The following is a 17,916-nucleotide window of genomic DNA, read 5'->3' as shown; positions in this document are numbered from 1 at the left end:
TTCCGCGTAACGCGGAAGGCCCTTTCAATTTCCGGCCCTGGCTGTGCCGAATTTTTAGATCAGTTCCGCGCCAGGCGACCTTCCTCATAGGCGATGGTCCAGCCGATCAGCGGCCGCCACAGGGTCTCGGCCAATTCCGGCGGAAGGCCCGCCTCCTGCGCCCTTTCCCTGACGGTCTCGACCACCTGCTCGACCCGCGCGGGAATATTCGCCGGCAGGCCGTCGCCCCGCTTGACCACCAGCACGCGCTCGACGACGTCGAGCCGCCGGCGCAGCAGCGTGACGAACTCGGCATCGATGGCGTCGATCTCCCGCCTCAGCCCCGCCAGAGCGGGAAGGTCGAGACAATCGCGCTCGCCCATCAGCCCCACCAACGCTCGCTCACGGGGAAACGCCCGGCCGCGTCCTCGATCACCTGCCCGAGCGAGAACAGCGTCTCCTCGTCGAAGGGCCGGCCGATGAGCTGAAGGCCAAGCGGCAAACCCTGGCTGTCCAGCCCGGCCGGCACGGCGATGCCGGGCAGGCCGGCCATGTTCACCGTCACCGTGAAGATGTCGTTGAGATACATCTCGACCGGGTCGGCCGAGCCCTTCTCGCCGATGCCGAAAGCCGCCGACGGCGTCGCCGGCGTCAGCACGGCGTCGATGCCGGCCGCATAGGCCTGGTCGAAATCGCGCTTGATCAGGGTGCGGACCTTCTGGGCACGCAGGTAATAGGCGTCGTAATAGCCGGCCGAGAGCACATAGGTGCCGATCATGATGCGGCGCTTGACCTCGGCGCCGAAGCCTTCGGCGCGGGTCTTCTCATACATCTCGACGATGTCGCGGCCCTGCTGGCGCAGGCCGTAGCGCACGCCGTCATAGCGCGCGAGATTGGACGAGGCCTCGGCCGGGGCAACGATGTAATAGGCCGGCAAGGCGTATTTCGTATGCGGCAGCGAGATCTCGACGATCTCGGCGCCGGCCGCCCTCAGCCAGTCAATGCCCTTCTGCCAGAGCGCGTCGATCTCGGAATTGAGCCCTTCGAGCCGATACTCCCGGGGAATGCCGATCTTCATGCCTTTCACGGAGCGGCCGACTGCCTTCTCGTAATCCGGCACGGCCATATCGACCGAGGTGGTGTCCTTGGGATCATGGCCCGCCATGGAGCGTAGCATCACGGCGCAGTCGCGCACCGTCTTGCCGATCGGCCCGGCCTGATCGAGCGAGGAGGCGAAGGCGACGATGCCCCAGCGCGAGCAGCGGCCATAGGTCGGCTTGATGCCGACCGTGCCGGTGAAGGCGGCGGGCTGGCGGATCGAACCGCCGGTGTCGGTCGCGGTCGCGGCCAGGCAGAGATCGGCCGCAACGGCCGAAGCCGAGCCACCGGACGAGCCGCCGGGAACGAGATGGGCGCCTTCGATCGCACCCGTCGCTCCTGCCCCGACATTAGAGCCCTTGCGCCGCCAGGGATTGACCACGGGGCCGAAGGCCGAGGTCTCGTTCGACGAACCCATGGCGAATTCGTCGTTGTTCAGCTTGCCGAGCATGACCGCGCCGTCGCGCCAAAGCTGGCTCGACACGGTCGATTCATAGGCCGGCACGAAGTTACCGAGAATCTTCGAGCCGGCCGTGGTCCGCACACCATTGGTGGCGAACAGATCCTTGATGCCGAGCGGCAGGCCTTCCAGCGGGCCGCCCTCGCCTTTCGCGAGCTTGGCGTCCGAGGCCGCCGCCTGCTTCAGGGCATGCTCGGGCGTCTCGAGCACATAGGCGTTGAGCGCGCGCGCCTTCTCGACCGAGGCGATATGGGCCTTGGTGATTTCGGTTGCGGAAAAGGTCTTCGCCTTCAGCCCATCGCGGGCCTCGGTCAGGGTCAGGCGGGTGAGATCGGTCACGTGGGATATCCGTTCAGCAAACGTCAGGAGATCCCCGGGTTGCGCTTCGCGCCCCCGAGGATGATCGAATAGGCGCTTCTCGCGCCTATTCGATCACCTTCGGCACCATGAAATAATTATCTTCGGACGCTGGCGCGTTGGCGACGATCGTGTCGGCGATCTCGCCGTCATTCACGATGTCGGCCCGCAGCTTCATCGCCATCGGCGTCACCGAGGTCATCGGCTCGACGCCCGCGACATCGACCTCGTTCAACTGCTCGACGAAGCCGAGGATCGCGTTGAGCTCGCCTTGCAGCTTGGGCAAATCGGCTTCCGGAACGGCAATGCGTGCGAGATGCGCGACGCGCTTGACGGTGGCGAGGTCGACCGACATGGCGGGCTCCTGAAAAATGATTTGCCCGCGCTATAGCGCGCGGGCGTCAAACACGTAAGTCAGTAATGACTGACTGATCAAAGCGAAACCGCTTCGCCCTTCTTCGGCACCAGCGCCTGCACGTCGCTGCCCTTCAATGCGGCGACGAAGGCGTCGGCGTTAGGATCAATGATCGGGAAGGAGCCGTAATGGCAAGGGATTGCGACCTTGGGCCGAACGAAGCGCGTCATGGCGAGCGCCGCAGTCTTTCCGCCCATGGTGAAACGGTCGCCGATCGGGCAGATGCAGATCTCGACGCCATGGATCTCGCTGATCAGGTCCATGCCTGGGAAGATGTCAGTATCCCCCATATGCCAGAGCGTCTTCTCGCCTTTGGCCTTGATGACCGCGCCATTGGCGCTGCCGAGCGGACAGATCACGCCGGCCTCGACCAAGCCTGCGGAATGGTCGGCGCGCACCAAGCTGACGCTGAAGGCGCCAAGATCGACCGTCCCGCCGGTGTTCATCGGCTCGAATTTCTTGAGTCCCTTGGAGGCGAGGTACATGCACAGATCGTAATTGGTGATCACAGTCGCGCCATTCGCTTCGGCGATCGCACGCGCATCGCCGATATGGTCACCGTGGCCATGGGTGATGACGATGTGGCTGACCCCCTTGGAGGCCGCGGCGACATCGCCTTCGAAGGCCGGATTGCCGGTGAAGAACGGGTCGATCAGCAGCGAGGCCCCGTCGAGATCGAGGCGAAAGGCGGAATGGCCGAACCAGGTGAGTTTCATCGCGGTCTCCGGGCAAAGGGAATGGCGTTCGACTATCTAGGCCGGGAGGCTCTCGCCTCCAAGTCGACAATCCGCCGGGCTGCGTGCAGGCTTCCGCATCCCTGCCATACGGAATCAGCGCCATGACCGACGCCGCAACCCTCGCCCGCCGGATTGCCCAGGGACGCGGCGACGAGCCGGCCGACCTCGTCATCCGCGGTGCGCGGCTCCTCGACCTCGTCACGGGCGGGCTGGTCGAGACCGATATCGCGCTCTGCGGCGACACCATCGTCGGCACCTACGGCTCCTATCAGGGCAAGGTCGAGTTCGATGCGACCGGCCTCATCGCCGTGCCGGGCTTCATCGACACGCATCTGCATGTCGAATCCTCGCTGGTGACGCCGCTCGAATTCGAGCGCTGCGTGCTGCCCCATGGCGTGACGACCGCGATCTGCGACCCCCATGAGATCGCCAATGTGTTGGGCGTCGAGGGCATCAGCTATTTCCTGGCCTGCGCCGAGGCGATGCGCATGGATCTGCGCGTCCAGCTTTCGAGCTGTGTGCCGGCGACCCATCTGGAGACCGCCGGCGCGAGGCTGGAGGCGGCCGATCTCGTTGCCCTGATGGACCATCCCAAGGTGATCGGGCTGGCCGAGTTCATGAATTTTCCCGGCCTGCTGCATCGCGATCCCGGCTGCCTGGCCAAGCTGGAGGCCTTTTCGCACCGGCATATCGACGGCCACGCGCCGCTTGTGCGGGGCATGGACCTCAACGGCTATCTCTCGGCCGGCATTCGCACCGATCACGAAACCACGACCGCCGACGAGGCCCGCGAAAAGCTCGCCAAGGGCATGGCCATCCTGATCCGCGAAGGCTCGGTCTCGAAGGACCTGCATGCGCTGATACCGCTGATCAGCCGCGACGCCTCGCCCTTCCTCGCCTTCTGCACCGATGACCGCAATCCGCTCGACATCGCCGAGGAAGGCCATCTCGACTACATGATCCGCACGGCCATCGCCCATGGCGCGGATATGCTGGCGACGTACCGCGTCGCGACGCTCTCGGCCGCGCGGAATTTCGGACTGTTCGATCGCGGCTTCATCGGGCCGGGCAAACGCGCCGACATCGTGCTGCTCGATGATCTCGCAACCTGCCGCCCGAAGATCGTCTTTGCCGGCGGCCGGCGGGTCGAGGACGCATTGTTTGCAGATCGCATCCCGGTCGCGCCTGTCGGGCTCGGCAGTGTCAAAAATCGGCAGCTCACACCGGCGGATTTCAAGGCGATCGCTCGCAAGGGCGAAACACCGGTGATCGGCGTCGTGCCCGGCCGCATCATCACCGAGCGACTGAGCATGGCCCTGCTCTCACGCGACGGCGAAGCGCTGCCCGATCTGGCGCAGGACGCGGTCAAGGTCACGGTGATCGAACGCCATGGCAAATCCGGCGGCATCGCCACCGGCTTCGTCCATGGCTTCGGCATGAAGCATGGCGCCATCGCCTCATCGGTCGGCCATGACAGCCATAATCTCTGCGTCGTCGGCGTGGACGAGGCCTCCATGGCCGCGGCTGCCAATCGATTGATCGAAACCGGTGGCGGTTTCGCCGTGGCCGACAGAGGTGTCGTGACGGCCGAGCTGGCGTTGCCTGTCGCCGGCCTGATGAGCGACCAGCCTTTCGAGGTCGTCAGGCACGGGCTTGAGGATCTGCGCGCCGCTGCCAAGGCGCTCGGCGTCGTGCTAGCCGAGCCCTTCCTGCAAGTAGCCTTCCTGACGCTGCCGGTGATCCCGCATCTCAAGATCACCGATAAAGGGCTGGTCGATGTGGACCGGTTCGATTTCGTGTGACCCCGCTTGTCGCTAGCATGACGGTGTCATACATTTCGCGGGCAAGGAGTAATCTATGGCCAGAACCAGTCGCCCCATGACAGTGACGCTGGGCGAGATGCAGGCAAAGGTGGAGGCGCGTGTCGAGTCTGGGGCCTATGCTTCGGCAAGCGAGGTCCTACGCGCCGGCTTGCGAGCCTTGGAGCGCGAGGAACGCGAATTCGACGCGATCCTGAAGGCCAAGGTCGAAGAGGCCCTGGCCGATCCACGGCCCTCAATCCCAGCCGCGCAGGTATTTGAGGAACTTGAGGAATATCACCGCCAGCGCGTATCACCGCCTCGTGGGCAAGTTTGACATCGTCGTCCGGCCGGCCGCTAGGCAGGACCTCAAAGCGATCTACAATTGGATATCGGAGCGCGCGAGCCCGGCGATTGCGATTACCTATGTCCGGCGCATTCAATCGAGCTATGACGCGTTATCCGACTTCCCAGAGCGCGGAACACGTCGCGACCATCTGATGACAGGTCTGCGGACATTTGGAATCGACCGCAGAGTTACGATCGCCTTTCGGATCGATGGTTCGTCGGTCGTCATCCTTCGGATCCTCTATGGTGGCCGCGATCTTGAGGGCGCCATCGCCGAGGAAAAAGACTGAAACGGCCACGACTAGCGAAGCAATTCCTCAGCGACCTCAATCCCTTCCGCCCTCGCCTTCGCACGCAGATTCAAGCGCCTGACGCCTGGCAGCCTTGTGCCGTCCTGGTCCTCGATCGCATGCGCCAGCATCCGCATGCGTTCGCCGAACCAATGACCGCCCATGGCGGAGGGGTCGATCGCGAGGATAAGCTGGCCGGTGTCGGGCGGACCGCCCTTGTCGTCGAGGAAGGACGAGGCCTCGAAGGCGAAATGGGCGCCGACCAGCGAGGCGGCGAGGATCTCGACCATCAGCGCCAGCGTCGCGCCCTTGGCGTCGCCGAGCGGAACCATGGTGCCGGCGAGCGCAGCCGCAGCATCGGTCGTCGGCTTCCCCGCCGGGTCGAGCGCCCAGCCTTCGGGAATGGCTTCGCCCTTCTGCCTGGCCGCCACGATCGGTCCGCGCGCGACCTTCGACAGAGCCATGTCGATGACCAGAGGATCGCGGCCGGCGAGCGGCGCGGCAAAGGCGATCGGATTGGTGCCGAAGACGGGTTTCGCCCCGCCCCAAGGCGCGATCGCCGCCGGCGTGTTGGCGAAAAGCAGTGCAACGAGCCCCTGCTCGGCCAATCGCTCGACATGGAGGCCTGCTGCGCCGCAATGGTTCGAACGCCGGATCGGGGCGATCGCCACGCCCTGCTCGCGGGCGAGTACCGGCAATTCGATGACGGCGAGGTCGATCGCCGGATAGGCGAAGCCATGGCCGGCGTCGATCGCCAGCACGCCGGGCTTGGGCCGGCGTGCGACCGGCACTGCTTGCCCGTCGATCTTGCCGGATCTGAGCATGGCGAGATAGGTCGGCACGCGCGACAGGCCATGGCCTTTGAGCCCATCAGCCTCGGCCATGACGAGCGCCCAGGCGACGGAGGCCGCATTGGCGGGAGATGCACCGGCCGCCGCGAACAGGTCCGCGAGCCTGGTTTCGACCGCCTCGAACGACAGCTTTGTCATATCCGGCCCTCCAGCGCGGCCATGACGCGCTCGGCGACGAGACCGGAGACGCGGCCATTCGACTCGACCGTGTTGCCCGCGATATGCGGCGTCAGGATCAGATTGGGCGTCCCGGCGAAGCGCTTCCCGCCCTCGCGCAAAGGCTCCTCCTCGAAGACATCGAGCGCCGCGCCGCCGAGCTTGCCACCCTTCAGCGCCGCGATCAGCGCCTCTTCATCCATGACGCCGCCGCGCGCTGCATTGACTAGCACAGCGTCCGGCTTCATCCGGGCGAAGGCCTCCTTGCCGATCAATCCGCGCGTTTCCGGCGTCAGCGGCAAATGGATACTGATGACATCCGCGCTGGAGAGGACCGCATCGAGGTCGAGACGCTGGGTCGCCTGCCAGTCCGGATCGTCCTCTGGCACGTAGGGATCGTAGGCGACGACGTTCATGCCGAGCAGGCGGGCGTGGTTGGCGGCATCGCGCGCGATCGCGCCGAAGCCGACCAGGCCGAGCCGTTTGCCGGCGATCTCGCGGCCGATCAGCTTGGTCTTGGGAAATTCTCCGGCGACCATCGCGGCATTGGCGAAATAGGCGCCACGCAGCAGCACCATCGCGCTGCCGATGACGTATTCGACCACGGACAGGCTGTTGGCGCCGGTCGCTGGGAAAACCTTGATGCCACGCGCCGTGCAGGCTTCCATGTCGATATTGTCGAGCCCGACGCCGAGCCGCCCGACGACCTTGAGCGCCTTGGCTGCGGTGAGCACGCCCCCCCTCACCTGCGTCTGATTGCGTACGATCAAGGCGGGAGATTGCGCAACCAGCTCCGCCAATTCGTCCGGCTTGCCGAAAAGCTCGGGGTCATGATGGACCTCGTAGCGCGCGCGTAGCATCGCAACGGCGGCCTCATCCATGAATTCGGTGATGATGATGTCTGCCATGGGGTCCCGGCCGGCTCTTATTCAAGAGTTGAAAGGTATGGTCGCCTTAAAGCCACCATCCGCATTTCGAATTCCCCGATCAGCCCAGCGCCAGCAGGCCGCCGGTGACGATAACCAGGATGACGAGACTCGTGCCCGTGACAAGCACGAGGTGCCGCCAGCCGAGGCGGGCCATCGCCGCCATGGAGGTGCCTAGCCCAAGTGCCGCGATGGCGATGAGCAAGCCCCAGCGCGAAACCTCGAGCAAGGCGTCGCGCAGCGGCAGATAGACGCTCGCCAGCGCCGGTTGCGTCGTCAGCAGGCTGTTGAGCAGGCACAGGCCGAGGAAGACGATCGCGAAGACCGGGACCGGTACCTTCGCATGCTCGGCATGCCCGCCCTCGCGCACCATCCACCAGCCCACGGCCAGCACCGCGGGCAGCAGCATGAACACCCGGAACAGCTTGACGATGATCGCCGCATTGGCCGCCTCGTCCGAGACCGCCTGGCCGGCGCCAACGACCTGGGCGACGTCATGGATGGTCGCGCCCAGCATGATGCCGGTCTGCATCGGCGAGAGATCGAGCCAGGCGCAGATCAAGGGATAAGCCAGCATCGCCAGCGTCGCGAAGGCGTTCATGGCGATGACGGTGAAGGCGACATCGGCCGCCTTGCCGCGATAATCGGGCACCACGGTCGCGGTCGCGAGCGCAGCCGACGCCCCGCAGACCGCCGTTGCAACGCCGGCAAGCGCGCCGACCCCGGCTTCGCGGCCGAGCCAGCGCGCCAGCAGGAAGCCGCAGATCACAGTCACGATCATCGAGGCGATGATGAGCAGCGCGGTCGAGAGCCCCAGCGCAATGATGTCGCCAAGCGCGACGCGCAGGCCCAGCAGCCCGATCGCCCACCGCAGCAGCTTCTTGACGCAGAAGGTCATGCCCGGCTCGAAGCGGACGGTGTTGGCCAAGGGATGCAGCAGCATGCCGATCACCAGCGCAATCACGACGGCGGGGACGCCGACACGGCCACCGGCCGCAGCCTTGAGCAGCGGCTCGACCAGCACGGAGGCAACCGCGACGACGACCGAGAGCGCGATGCCGTCGAGAAGGGGGCGCCAGGCGCTCAGCGGTGAAGTTGTCGCAACGGGCAAGAACGCGGCTCCGACTCGTCTGGTCGAGATGGCTTCGGCAAATGGGCTTCAGCAGATGGCTTCAGCAAAAACAGGGCCGAAGCGACGGCTCGCGTCGCCGCTCCGGCTGATAGCAGTCGCTCAGGCCGAGCGGTAGAGCTTGGTCATCGAGAATTCGCGATGCCCCAATGCTTCAGACGCGGTCAAGCGGCCATTGGCGGTGCGCACGATGTTCTGGATCAGCGCATCGCCGGCCTGGGGAATGGTGAGGTCGCGGCGCAGGATGCCGGAGACGTCGACATCGATATGCTCGGGCATGGTGCGCATCGTCTTCGGGTTGCCGGTGATCTTGATGACCGGCACGATCGGATTGCCGATGACGTTGCCCTGCCCGGTCGGGAAGGTGTGCACGACATAGCCGCCCGCAGCCATCAGCGTCACGCATTCGGCCGCGGCCGATGAGGTGTCCATATAGTAGAGCCCCGGCCCCTTGGACGGGGCCTCGGCCGGCTGCAGGATGTCGATGTAGTTGCACTCGCGGCCGATCTTCTCGAGATTACCGAGCGCCTTCTCCTCGATCGTGGTCAGGCCGCCGGCGATGTTGCCCTTGGTCGGCTGCGAGTCCGAGAGGTCGTCGGTCTTGTGCGCCTCGATGACGTCGTCCTGGTAGGCCTTCCACATCTTGTACCAGCGCTCGCCGACCTCGGGCGTCGCAGCCCTCGCCTTGCAGAGATGCTCGGCGCCGGTGATCTCCGAGGTTTCGCCGAAGACGCCGTGGATGCCGCGCGGGATCCATTTATCGTACATGTTGCCGACCGTCGGGCAGGAGGAGAGCCCCGTCGTCGTGTCGGACTCGCCGCATTTGGTGGAGACCCAGAGCTCCTCGATGCCGCATTTCTCGCGCTGCAATTCGCTCGCCCATTGCACGAACTCCTTGGCGACATAGGAGGCCTTGGCGATGGTGGCGATGTCGCCATGGCCCTCGATACCGAAGCCGACGACCGGCTTGCCGGTGGCGGCGATGCCGTCGACGACACGCTTGGTCCAACCATCCTCGATGCCGATCACGACCACCGCGGCGACATTGGGATTCGCACCGGTGCCGATCAGGGTGCGGAAATGGATGTCGAGGTCCTCGCCGAACTGGAGGCGGCCATAGGCATGCGGGATCGCCAGCGTGCCCTTGATGTTGTTGGCGACGGCCTCGCAGGCGGCGTTGGAGAGATCGTCCAGCGGCAGCAGCAGCACATGGTTGCGCACGCCGACGCGGCCGTTCTCGCGACGCCAGCCATGGAAGGCATCGAGGCTGCGACCGGTCGGACGCCGAACCATCGGAGCCTTGAATTCGGGCGCCTCGATCTTGCGGCCCTTGATCCGACCGAGCTTGCCCTTCACGAGATCGAAATTGGCGACGATCGACATGGCGTTTCCTCCATTCGTTGTGGGCTCGACCTTGCCGGGAGCCCTTTTTCAGATTCTTTTCAGGCGCCTGCGCCGGTTTCCTTCAGCGACGCAAGAACCCCATCAGCGCTTGGTCTCACCAGCGTTTGGTCTCACCAACGCTTGGTCTTGGCGTTGTGGACGTGCAGGTGCTCGCCCCGCTTCACATCGGCGACGGCCTTGCCGATGTCCTGGCCGTATTTCCAGATCGTATCGCCTGCCTTGATGTCCTTGAGCGCGACCTTGTGGCCGATCGGGATGTCCATCTTGGCGGTCAGGCGAAAATCGGAATTGTCGTGAGTGACGACGCCGAGCATGTCCGTGCCGGCCTTGAGGCCTTCGACGACGACGACGCCGACAGTGTCCTTCTTTTCATGGACCAGGAGATGGGGCTTGCTCATTCGGGGCTCCTCCGGGAGTGACGCAGATCGGCCGGGCAAATCGGCGCTCGACCTGAATGACGCCAAGTCTTATATAAGACATATGAGTGTGCACAAGCTGGAAAATCCCAGGCGCAATGTCGCCGACACAGCCGAGCCGCTCGGCTTCCGGCCGCTCTATCGGCAGGTCAAGGCGATCTTCGTCAGGCGGCTCGTGGATGGCGTCTGGGCGCCGGGCGAAAGCCTGCCCAGCGAAGGGCAGCTCGCCACCGAGATCGGCGTCAGCCAGGGCACGGTCCGCAAGGCGCTCGACGAGCTCGCTGCCGAGAACCTGCTGGTGCGCCGCCAGGGCCGCGGCACCTTCGTCGCCGAGCATGACGAGCGGCGCATCCTGTTCCAGTTCTTCAAGCTGGTTCACGACGATGGCGAGCGCCGCTTTCCCGACAGCACCGTGCTGGGGGTGGAGACCGGCAAGGCCGATGAATCCGAATACGTGGCGCTCGATCTCGACGGAGAAGCCGACGTCATCCGTATTCGTCGACTGCGGTCGCTCGATGCCGTCCCCATCATCCTGGAGACGCTGACCTTGCCGCAGCGTGTCTTTCCGGGGCTGGAAGCGGGACCGATCCCCAATAATCTCTACAGCCTGTTCGCCGCACGCTACGGCGTGACGATCGCCAATGCGCGGGAGCGCCTGAAGGCCGTGGCGCTCGACGCCGACGAGGCCAGCCAGCTCGCTGCACCCGTCGGCACAGCTGCCCTGCGGATCGACCGCATTGCCTTTTCGCTTGATGGCTCGCCGGTCGAGCGACGCCTGAGCATCTGCCTGACCAAGGAGGCCCACTACCTGTCCGACCTGCGCTGACGCGCCAGGTCCGATCCGCTCGCTTTCCCACCAAGCCGCCGCAGAGCGGTTTCAAAACCGGAGGAAATGGATGCCAGCGAACACAATGAAACGCCTCACATTCGGGGCGCTATTGGCCCTGGGGCTTGCCATGCCGGCATGGGCGCAAAGCTTCCCCAGCAAGCCGATCGCCCTGATCGTACCCTTCGCCGCCGGGGGGCCCAGTGACGTCATCGCCCGCCTCGTCGGCGACCATATGGGGCGCACGCTCGGTCAGCAGATCCTCGTCGAGAACGTCGCCGGCGCCGGCGGCACGGCAGGAGCGCGACGCCTCGCATCGGCGGAGCCCGATGGGCATACGCTCTTGATCCACCATCTCGCGCTCGCCGCGGCGCCCGCGCTCTACGGCAATCTGACCTATGACACGCGCACGGCCTTTGCGCCGGTCGGCCTGATCAATACCGGGCCGATGGTGCTCGCAGGCAAGCTCGCCCTGCCGCCGGTCGATGCCAAGGCGTTCTTTCCCTATGCCAAGCTCCAGGCCGAGAAGCTGACGATCGCTCATGCCGGCATCGGCTCGAACGCGCATCTCTGCGCCGTGCTGCTGGGCCAGGCGCTTGGCGTGAAGTTCGCGCAGGTCGCCTATCGTGGCACCGGACCGGCGATGAACGACCTTGTCTCCGGACAGGTCGATCTGCTTTGCGATCAGTCGACCACGGCCGTGCCGCAGGTCCAGGGTGACAAGATCCGCGCCTATGCCGTGACCTCGACCGAACGCCTCGATGTCCTGCCCAATACTCCGACGGCGCGCGAGAGCGGCACCGACCTCGAAATGACGATCTGGCACGGACTCTATGCCCCGAAGGGCACGCCCGCCCCTGTGCTCGACAAGCTCAATGGCGCGCTCAGGGCAGCGCTCAAGGATCCCACGGTGCTCGAGCGCTTCAAATCTGCCGGCACCCGGACCTTCCCAGAGAGCGACTGGACCCGCGAGGCGCATGCGAAGCGCTTCAATGCGGAGATCGCGAAATGGGCGGCCTCACTGCAAGCGGCCGGCGTCACGCCGCAGAATGTGAACTGAGCGATTTCCGATCCGATTGGCTCGGAAATGGCTCTAGCTCTTTGTTGGAACGCGCTTTCTTCACGCAATCCGGCGTCCGCTTCGTTCAAAAACGCTTTCGAGCAGGATGCGAAAAGTGGGCACCGGTTTTTCGCATTGATCCTGCTCTCACTCTTGGATGAGAGCCGCGCGAACACGCGCCGCTCGCCTCGATGGGCGGCGCGTGCTACCGGCCTTGGCATGTCAAGCAATGTCGTGCCGCTCGAAACCTTCCTTGACCTGCCCGACCATGCCCGGCTGCTCGGGCTCGATCTCGGTACCAAGACGATCGGGCTCGCCTTGTCCGACGTCGAACGGCAGATCGCGACGCCTCTGGAGACGATCCGCCGGGTCAAGTTCGGGCTCGATGCGGCGGCCCTCATCAAGATCGCGCAGAACCATGCCGTGGCGGGGCTGATCATCGGCCTGCCGCTCAACATGGACGGTTCGGAAGGGCCGCGCGTTCAGTCGACGCGTGCTTTCGTGCGCAATCTGGCGCCGCTCACGCCGCTGCCGGTCGCCTATTGGGACGAGCGCATGTCGACCATGGCCGTCACCCGCACCTTGCTGTTCGCCGACGCCTCGCGCGCCAAGCGGGCCGAAGTCGTCGACAAGATGGCTGCCGCCTACATCCTGCAGGGTGCGCTCGACCGGTTGATGCGCATGGAGCCGGGCGATCCCGAACATGACGACGCCGCGCCGGATGGAGCCGACGCGGCGCGTTAGACGGACGGGAAAGCCTGATTTACTGCCCGAGGAGCCCGCGCCTGATCAGATCCTGCTGGGTCCCGCGCGGGTTGTTGTTGCCCCTGCCCGGTCCAGCTCCCTGATCATAACCGCGCGCCCGACGATCGTAGCCTCCGCGATCATCGCGGCGGTAACCATCACGCCGATCATAGCGGTCCCGGCGCTCGTAGCGCTCACGCCGATCATAATCGGGATCGCGGTCATAGCCGCGATTATACTGGGCCGAGGCCGAGCCGGCTCCGCCAATGGCGGACACGACCAAGCCAAGGCAAAGCCATATCGCCTTGCGATCGTAAGACATCAAATTTCCCCCAGTGATGTCGGCAGGCCCGGCCTTTCCGGCCGAGCCTGCCTATGTGCGTCAACGACCGCCGCGAGACGGATCGACCGTTCCGTTACGTGAGCGATAGCCCGAGTCGTAACCGCCTTGATAGTAGCGATAGCGTGGGGCGTAGACCGGCGGAGCCTCGTAGACCGGGGCCGGCTCGTAATAGACCGGGGCGGGCGGGGCATAATCGTAGCCATTGTCATAGCCGTAATAGGGATCGGCATAGGCCGGACGGCTCGCGGCGACCGCCGCGGCACCGAGGAGGCCGAGGCCAACCGCACCAGCGACAGCCGCACCGCGCCCGCCATGCCAACCGCGACGATGGCCGCGATAATAGCTGTACTCCGCCGGGGCCGCGTCGAGCCTCTGCGCATCGCCCCGCAGCCGCGTCTCGCTTGCGAAGGCAGGCGTCGCGAGCCCTGCCCCGGCAATGGCCGCGGCCGTCAGGCCCGCAATGAAAACAGTCCTCTTGGAAGCCATGATGGTATCTCCTGAGGTGGTCAGCAGCAGCATCCACAAGATGCCTGCGCCGGCTTGAACACGACCTGAACCAATCGCGGCAGTATTGCGGCGATAGCAGGCCACCTATCCCTCTGCGCCCTTGTCCGGGCCTCATCGCCATGACAGGAGAAGGGCCCGCCTTGACGATGCTCTCGGTCTAAACAACGAGCGTCTCGGCCGCTTGTTCCGATTCCGGGTGCCGCCAGCCCGCCGCGACGGGCAGCCGCCATCTGGATCCGCCCGCGACATGAGCCCGATGATCAACAGCCTCGTCGCCGTCTTCCTGGTGATCGCAACAGGATGGGGCCTCAAGACCGCGGGCTTCGTCACGGCGACGCATTGGAGCGGCGTCGAGCGGCTGACCTATCAGGTGCTGTTCCCCGCAGTCGTGATCCATACCTTGGCGGTCGCCGATCTGAGCCGCCTGCCCGTCCTGGCAATGGGCCTGAGCCTGATCCTGACCATACTCTGCGTCGCCGCGGCGCTTCTGTTGAGCCGCCCCCTGCTGCGGCGTCTCGGGATCGAGGGACCGGCCTTCACCTCGATCTTCCAGGGCTCGGTGCGCTGGAATACTTTTGTGGGCCTGGCGCTCGCCTCGGGGCTCCTAGGCCGCGACGGCGCCACGATGATGGCGATCGCGGTCGCGGCGATGATCCCGCTGCTGAACGTGATGTGCGTGATCGTGCTGGCGCGCTACGCCAATGGACAGCCGATGAGCCCAGGCGCAACGGTGCGCTCGGTTGCGCTCAACCCATTCATCTGGTCCTCAGCGCTCGGGCTGATCCTCAATCAGTTGCAGTGGATGCTCCCGGTCGCGGTCGCGACCTATGTCGACATTTTGGGCCGCGCGGCGCTCGGCATCGGGCTGCTGGTGGTCGGAGCCGGGCTCGATCTGGGCCGCCTCGCCAAGCCCCGGCTCGCTCATGGCCTGGCCATCGCGCTCAAGCTCGTCGTCATGCCGGTGCTGGCCTGGACGCTCGCCCGGCAGCTCGGCGTCTCGGGACCGGCCCTGACGATGACGGTGGTCGCCGCCGCCGTCCCGACCGCCACGGCCGCCTATTTCCTGGCGCGTGACCTCGGCGGCGACGCGCCGCTGATGGCCGAGATCACGACAATGCAGACCTTGCTCGCGCTCGGTACCCTGCCGCTGGCGGTGCTCATCCTCACCTGAGTGGTCACCGCTACGTTTAGGACAGTCAAATCGAATTTTACACGCATTGATTGCGTCTTCATAAGACGACGCGAATATGGATGAGGCCCAGATGTCGCGCGACATCGCGCGCATGATCACGGGAGTTCAGCCCATGATACCGCGACGAGTTACCTTCCCACGCTCCGGCAGCGCCGTGCGCGACGGAGCTCGCTCCAGCTCTTCCGTCTCGCCTACAGTGATGCTCGCCGAAGAGCCACAGCTCTCCGAATTGCAGCAGGCGACCGTGCTTTACATCGAGCGCATGAGCGCCGAGCTGCTCCGGATGGCTAAATCCGCCGATATGGAGAGCCTCGCTTATTTCCTGGACATGACGCGGCTCGAAGCGTCCATCCAGCTCAAGCGCGAGGCGGGCGCGAACCTGATGTGACCCCGCAAGGGGCTGGGATAGCTCAAGTCAATCTTTTTTAAACTCCAGGTTGCATTATCGCGATATTGCACCCAATGGAGGCATTGACGTGACTGCAGCTGCCGAACCCGGCCAAGCCCTCCCCGGAAACCAGCCGCGCAAGGGCGGCGAAGCTTCGCCCCCCATGGCCGCAGCGCCAGCCGGCGCGATCGACGGCCGCGCCGCCCAGCGCCGCCAGCTCCAGTTCGAGGTCTCACACTATATCGAATTGCTGCTCATCGAACTCGGCACGATGGCGCGCGCCGCCGATCTGCGGCATCTGGTCTATTTCCTCGAACTGACGCGCCAGGAGGCGAGCGACCAGACCGAGCGTTGCCGCCCCAATCCCTAGAGCCGGATGACTTCAGACGGAAACACGGCGTGATTCCGTCTGAAGTCTGAAACCGTCTCTCATCTAAAAATGAGAGCAGGATCGATGCGAAAAACCGGTTCCCACTTTTCGCATCCTGCTCTGACGGTTCCGCGCCAGGCGATCCCACCTCAGGGCATCAGGCGCGTCAGCAAGCCGCCTGGCTGCCGCAAGACCGTGCCTGAAAGCTCCAGCTCCAGAAGCTCCCGGCTGACGTCGCGGGCGGAACGGCCGCTGGCGCGAACGAGATCGTCGATCGAGATCGGCGCCGCGCCAAGCAGATCGAGCAGGTTGATGCCCTGATCGCTCGTCTCCGACGGCAAGACCTTGTCCTGCCAAGCCTTGTCCTGCCAAGCCTTGTCCTGCCAAGCCGTGTCCGCCGGGAGTTCCGTCTTCGGCGCGGGCGTAATCCCAGGCAGATCGAGCTCGTCCCACAGCGCCTGAGGCGGAGCCTCTCCCGCGCCATCCCGCATCACGGCTCCGGCGCCGCCAAATCCCTGGCCGCCAAATCCCTGGCCGCCAAGCCCCTGTTCGAACTCGACCAGCGGCAGCAGTGCCTCGATGACGTGAGCGGCTTCCGCGCAAAGCGTCGCGCCCTCGCGAATCAGGTGGTTACCGCCTTCCGCGCGCGGGTCGAGCGGCGAGCCGGGAACCGCGAAAACCTGCCGGCCTTGCTCATTGGCGAAGCGCGCCGTGATCAGCGAGCCCGATTTGCGTGCCGCTTCGACCACCACGGTTCCCAGCGACAGCCCGGAGACGAGCCGGTTGCGGCGCGGAAAGTCGCGCCCGCGTGGAGCCCAGCCCATCGGCATCTCGCTGATCCCGGCGCCGCTCTCCAGAAGCCGCCGGAACAAGGACTGATTCTGCGGCGGATAGACCTCGTCGAGACCGCCAGCCAGCACGGCGATTGTTCCAGTCCCAAGGCTCGCTTCATGGGCTGCGGTGTCGATGCCGCGCGCCAGCCCCGAGACCACGACGAAACCCGCCTCTCCAAGATCGCGCGCCAGCCTGGCTGTGAATTTCTGCCCGGCGGCAGACGCGTTGCGCGAGCCGACGAGCGCAACGCAAGGCCGCAGCAGGGCATCAGCCGCCCCGATCACCGCCAGCAAGGGCGGTGCCGAATCGATCGCCTGCAAGGGCTTCGGATAGGCCGCCTCGCCCAGGGCGATCAAACGGCCGCCCTGATGCTGTAGAGCGGCGAACTCACGCTCCGCCTCGGCCAGCGTGCAGAGCCGCAGTGTGCGGCCGGACTGCCGTGCGAGATCCGGCAGGGCTTCAAGCGCTGCGGCCGCCCCGCCGAAGCGGTTCATCAAGGCGCGGAAGGTACGCGGGCCGACGCTTTCGCTGCGGATCAGTCGCAGCCAATCCAGGCGCTGGCGATCGGTGAGGGCGACGCCAGCCATGCCCGTTCAGCCCTTCTGACCGATCTTGCCTTCGCGGCCGCCGAGCAGCCGCGCGATGTTCTCCCGATGCATGTACCAGAGCAGCACGGTGAGCAGCGCCATCCCCGCCGCCATCTGATACTCATGCGCCCAGAACCAGAGCAGGAGCGGCGCCAGCACGCTCGCCAGCAGCGCCGAGACCGAGGAATACCGGCTGAGATAGGCAACGCTGAGCCAGATCGCGGCAAAAGTGACAGCAATCGGCCATTTCAGCCCGATCAGGATACCGAGATAGGTGGCGACGCCCTTGCCGCCACGAAAGCGCAGCCAGACCGGGAAGAGATGGCCGAGAAAGGCTCCGAACCCTGCCAGCAGGGCGGCGCTCTTGCCACCGACCAGATAGGCGCTGAGCAGCACCGCCGTCGTGCCCTTGAGCATGTCGCCGGCCAGCGTCAGGGCCGCGAGCTTCTTGTTGCCGGTGCGCAGCACATTGGTCGCGCCGATATTGCCCGAGCCAATGCTTCGCAGATCCGGCCCGCCCGACAGGCGCGTCAGGATGATCCCGAAGGGAATCGAGCCGAGCAGATAGCCGATGGCGAGGGCCGCACAAACAGAGGGCCATGACAGGCCCAAATTCATCCAGTCCGGCATGCCACCCCTCTCGTCTCAGCCCGCACGCGGGAGCTTAGAGCATTGCGCGAAAAAGTGGGTACCGGTTTTT

Annotated in this window: 22 protein-coding genes; 9 read left to right on the top strand and 13 right to left on the bottom strand. The window is 65.4% G+C overall.

Annotation, left to right across the window (positions count from 1 at the left end):
- Positions 1-59: 59 nt before the first annotated feature.
- The 4 genes from BHK69_RS18080 to BHK69_RS18065 all read right to left on the bottom strand — a co-directional run bounded on the left by BHK69_RS18080 (position 60) and on the right by BHK69_RS18065 (position 3,025).
- Positions 60-362 (bottom strand): chorismate mutase, encoded by a 303-nt coding sequence (locus BHK69_RS18080; RefSeq protein ID WP_069691308.1) that lies wholly within the window; start codon positions 360-362, stop codon positions 60-62.
- Positions 362-1,876, bottom strand: a complete 1,515-nt coding sequence (gene gatA, locus BHK69_RS18075; protein WP_069691307.1) for an Asp-tRNA(Asn)/Glu-tRNA(Gln) amidotransferase subunit GatA — start codon at positions 1,874-1,876, stop codon at positions 362-364. The genes BHK69_RS18080 and gatA overlap by 1 nt, the downstream gene beginning before the upstream one ends.
- A gap of 85 nt (positions 1,877-1,961) precedes the next feature.
- Positions 1,962-2,249, bottom strand: coding sequence for an Asp-tRNA(Asn)/Glu-tRNA(Gln) amidotransferase subunit GatC (gatC, locus tag BHK69_RS18070; RefSeq protein ID WP_069691306.1), 288 nt, complete (start codon positions 2,247-2,249; stop codon positions 1,962-1,964).
- Positions 2,250-2,326: 77 nt separating this feature from the next.
- On the bottom strand, positions 2,327-3,025 hold the full coding sequence (locus BHK69_RS18065) for a metal-dependent hydrolase (protein WP_069691305.1): 699 nt from the start codon (positions 3,023-3,025) through the stop codon (positions 2,327-2,329).
- 122 nt (positions 3,026-3,147) lie between these two features.
- On the opposite strand from BHK69_RS18065, the gene ade reads away from it, so the two are divergent.
- From ade to BHK69_RS18050, 3 genes are all read left to right on the top strand, one after another.
- On the top strand, positions 3,148-4,848 hold the full coding sequence (gene ade / locus BHK69_RS18060; RefSeq protein WP_069691304.1) for an adenine deaminase: 1,701 nt from the start codon (positions 3,148-3,150) through the stop codon (positions 4,846-4,848).
- A 76-nt stretch (positions 4,849-4,924) separates the two neighbouring features.
- A complete protein-coding gene (locus tag BHK69_RS18055; RefSeq protein ID WP_244548237.1) occupies positions 4,925-5,182 on the top strand; it encodes a type II toxin-antitoxin system ParD family antitoxin in 258 nt (85 codons plus the stop codon).
- On the top strand, positions 5,169-5,483 hold the full coding sequence (locus tag BHK69_RS18050) for a type II toxin-antitoxin system RelE/ParE family toxin (RefSeq protein WP_069691302.1): 315 nt from the start codon (positions 5,169-5,171) through the stop codon (positions 5,481-5,483). The genes BHK69_RS18055 and BHK69_RS18050 overlap by 14 nt, the downstream gene beginning before the upstream one ends.
- A gap of 11 nt (positions 5,484-5,494) precedes the next feature.
- On the opposite strand, the gene BHK69_RS18045 is transcribed toward BHK69_RS18050, so the two are convergent.
- The 5 genes from BHK69_RS18045 to BHK69_RS18025 form a co-directional block, all read right to left on the bottom strand.
- Positions 5,495-6,472, bottom strand: coding sequence for an Ldh family oxidoreductase (locus BHK69_RS18045; protein WP_069691301.1), 978 nt, complete (start codon positions 6,470-6,472; stop codon positions 5,495-5,497).
- Positions 6,469-7,398: a hydroxyacid dehydrogenase gene (locus BHK69_RS18040; RefSeq protein ID WP_069691300.1), complete on the bottom strand. Its 930-nt coding sequence runs from the start codon at positions 7,396-7,398 to the stop codon at positions 6,469-6,471. The genes BHK69_RS18045 and BHK69_RS18040 overlap by 4 nt, the downstream gene beginning before the upstream one ends.
- Before the next feature lie 79 nt (positions 7,399-7,477).
- On the bottom strand, positions 7,478-8,527 hold the full coding sequence (locus BHK69_RS18035) for a YeiH family protein (RefSeq protein ID WP_244548236.1): 1,050 nt from the start codon (positions 8,525-8,527) through the stop codon (positions 7,478-7,480).
- 120 nt (positions 8,528-8,647) lie between these two features.
- Positions 8,648-9,838 (bottom strand): UxaA family hydrolase, encoded by a 1,191-nt coding sequence (locus BHK69_RS18030; RefSeq protein WP_069693769.1) that lies wholly within the window; start codon positions 9,836-9,838, stop codon positions 8,648-8,650.
- Between the two features lie 221 nt (positions 9,839-10,059).
- Complete coding sequence (locus BHK69_RS18025; protein ID WP_069691299.1) at positions 10,060-10,347, bottom strand: UxaA family hydrolase; 288 nt, start codon at positions 10,345-10,347, stop codon at positions 10,060-10,062.
- Between the two features lie 88 nt (positions 10,348-10,435).
- On the opposite strand from BHK69_RS18025, the gene BHK69_RS18020 reads away from it, so the two are divergent.
- From BHK69_RS18020 to ruvX, 3 genes are all read left to right on the top strand, one after another.
- Complete coding sequence (locus BHK69_RS18020; protein WP_244548235.1) at positions 10,436-11,191, top strand: GntR family transcriptional regulator; 756 nt, start codon at positions 10,436-10,438, stop codon at positions 11,189-11,191.
- Between the two features lie 85 nt (positions 11,192-11,276).
- A complete protein-coding gene (locus BHK69_RS18015; protein WP_069691297.1) occupies positions 11,277-12,251 on the top strand; it encodes a tripartite tricarboxylate transporter substrate-binding protein in 975 nt (324 codons plus the stop codon).
- Between the two features lie 219 nt (positions 12,252-12,470).
- Positions 12,471-12,995 carry a Holliday junction resolvase RuvX gene (gene ruvX, locus BHK69_RS18010; RefSeq protein WP_069691296.1) on the top strand — a complete coding sequence of 175 codons (525 nt, stop codon included), beginning with the start codon at positions 12,471-12,473 and terminating at the stop codon, positions 12,993-12,995.
- A gap of 19 nt (positions 12,996-13,014) precedes the next feature.
- On the opposite strand, the gene BHK69_RS32135 is transcribed toward ruvX, so the two are convergent.
- Both BHK69_RS32135 and BHK69_RS32905 read right to left on the bottom strand, forming a co-directional pair.
- Positions 13,015-13,317 (bottom strand): hypothetical protein, encoded by a 303-nt coding sequence (locus BHK69_RS32135; protein ID WP_148663480.1) that lies wholly within the window; start codon positions 13,315-13,317, stop codon positions 13,015-13,017.
- A 60-nt stretch (positions 13,318-13,377) separates the two neighbouring features.
- Positions 13,378-13,824, bottom strand: coding sequence for a hypothetical protein (locus BHK69_RS32905; protein ID WP_199578933.1), 447 nt, complete (start codon positions 13,822-13,824; stop codon positions 13,378-13,380).
- 268 nt (positions 13,825-14,092) lie between these two features.
- On the opposite strand from BHK69_RS32905, the gene BHK69_RS17995 reads away from it, so the two are divergent.
- The 3 genes from BHK69_RS17995 (at position 14,093) to BHK69_RS17985 (ending at position 15,795) form a co-directional block, all read left to right on the top strand.
- On the top strand, positions 14,093-15,016 hold the full coding sequence (locus BHK69_RS17995) for an AEC family transporter (RefSeq protein ID WP_069691293.1): 924 nt from the start codon (positions 14,093-14,095) through the stop codon (positions 15,014-15,016).
- 91 nt (positions 15,017-15,107) lie between these two features.
- Positions 15,108-15,425: a hypothetical protein gene (locus tag BHK69_RS17990; RefSeq protein WP_148663479.1), complete on the top strand. Its 318-nt coding sequence runs from the start codon at positions 15,108-15,110 to the stop codon at positions 15,423-15,425.
- A gap of 163 nt (positions 15,426-15,588) precedes the next feature.
- Entirely contained in the window at positions 15,589-15,795 is a 207-nt protein-coding gene (locus BHK69_RS17985) for a hypothetical protein (protein WP_069691291.1), read from the top strand.
- A gap of 149 nt (positions 15,796-15,944) precedes the next feature.
- Here the strand turns inward: BHK69_RS17985 and dprA are convergent, their stop codons facing one another.
- Together dprA and plsY are read right to left on the bottom strand one after the other, a co-directional pair.
- Positions 15,945-17,216 (bottom strand): DNA-processing protein DprA, encoded by a 1,272-nt coding sequence (gene dprA / locus BHK69_RS17980; RefSeq protein WP_069691290.1) that lies wholly within the window; start codon positions 17,214-17,216, stop codon positions 15,945-15,947.
- A 6-nt stretch (positions 17,217-17,222) separates the two neighbouring features.
- Positions 17,223-17,846 (bottom strand): glycerol-3-phosphate 1-O-acyltransferase PlsY, encoded by a 624-nt coding sequence (gene plsY / locus BHK69_RS17975; protein WP_069691289.1) that lies wholly within the window; start codon positions 17,844-17,846, stop codon positions 17,223-17,225.
- Positions 17,847-17,916 lie beyond the last annotated feature (70 nt).

It is taken from the genome of Bosea vaviloviae (assembly GCF_001741865.1).
GTDB classification, from domain to species: Bacteria; Pseudomonadota; Alphaproteobacteria; order Rhizobiales; family Beijerinckiaceae; genus Allobosea; species Allobosea vaviloviae.
Note: the sequence above shows the minus strand (reverse complement) of the source record. Positions and strands in the feature narration are given on the sequence as shown.

What these genes read in the sequence shown, in the direction of transcription:
- BHK69_RS18080 (WP_069691308.1), bottom strand. Translation starts at nt 362, where the DNA reads ATGGGCGAGCGCGATTGTCTCGACCTTCCCGCTCTGGCGGGGCTGAGG.
- gatC (WP_069691306.1), bottom strand. Translation starts at nt 2,249, where the DNA reads ATGTCGGTCGACCTCGCCACCGTCAAGCGCGTCGCGCATCTCGCACGC.
- BHK69_RS18065 (WP_069691305.1), bottom strand. Translation starts at nt 3,025, where the DNA reads ATGAAACTCACCTGGTTCGGCCATTCCGCCTTTCGCCTCGATCTCGAC.
- ade (WP_069691304.1), top strand. Translation starts at nt 3,148, where the DNA reads ATGACCGACGCCGCAACCCTCGCCCGCCGGATTGCCCAGGGACGCGGC.
- BHK69_RS18055 (WP_244548237.1), top strand. Translation starts at nt 4,925, where the DNA reads ATGACAGTGACGCTGGGCGAGATGCAGGCAAAGGTGGAGGCGCGTGTC.
- BHK69_RS18045 (WP_069691301.1), bottom strand. Translation starts at nt 6,472, where the DNA reads ATGACAAAGCTGTCGTTCGAGGCGGTCGAAACCAGGCTCGCGGACCTG.
- BHK69_RS18040 (WP_069691300.1), bottom strand. Translation starts at nt 7,398, where the DNA reads ATGGCAGACATCATCATCACCGAATTCATGGATGAGGCCGCCGTTGCG.
- BHK69_RS18030 (WP_069693769.1), bottom strand. Translation starts at nt 9,838, where the DNA reads ATGGTTCGGCGTCCGACCGGTCGCAGCCTCGATGCCTTCCATGGCTGG.
- BHK69_RS18025 (WP_069691299.1), bottom strand. Translation starts at nt 10,347, where the DNA reads ATGAGCAAGCCCCATCTCCTGGTCCATGAAAAGAAGGACACTGTCGGC.
- BHK69_RS18015 (WP_069691297.1), top strand. Translation starts at nt 11,277, where the DNA reads ATGAAACGCCTCACATTCGGGGCGCTATTGGCCCTGGGGCTTGCCATG.
- ruvX (WP_069691296.1), top strand. Translation starts at nt 12,471, where the DNA reads ATGTCAAGCAATGTCGTGCCGCTCGAAACCTTCCTTGACCTGCCCGAC.
- BHK69_RS32135 (WP_148663480.1), bottom strand. Translation starts at nt 13,317, where the DNA reads ATGTCTTACGATCGCAAGGCGATATGGCTTTGCCTTGGCTTGGTCGTG.
- BHK69_RS32905 (WP_199578933.1), bottom strand. Translation starts at nt 13,824, where the DNA reads ATGGCTTCCAAGAGGACTGTTTTCATTGCGGGCCTGACGGCCGCGGCC.
- BHK69_RS17995 (WP_069691293.1), top strand. Translation starts at nt 14,093, where the DNA reads ATGAGCCCGATGATCAACAGCCTCGTCGCCGTCTTCCTGGTGATCGCA.
- BHK69_RS17990 (WP_148663479.1), top strand. Translation starts at nt 15,108, where the DNA reads ATGTCGCGCGACATCGCGCGCATGATCACGGGAGTTCAGCCCATGATA.
- BHK69_RS17985 (WP_069691291.1), top strand. Translation starts at nt 15,589, where the DNA reads ATGGCCGCAGCGCCAGCCGGCGCGATCGACGGCCGCGCCGCCCAGCGC.
- dprA (WP_069691290.1), bottom strand. Translation starts at nt 17,216, where the DNA reads ATGGCTGGCGTCGCCCTCACCGATCGCCAGCGCCTGGATTGGCTGCGA.
- plsY (WP_069691289.1), bottom strand. Translation starts at nt 17,846, where the DNA reads ATGCCGGACTGGATGAATTTGGGCCTGTCATGGCCCTCTGTTTGTGCG.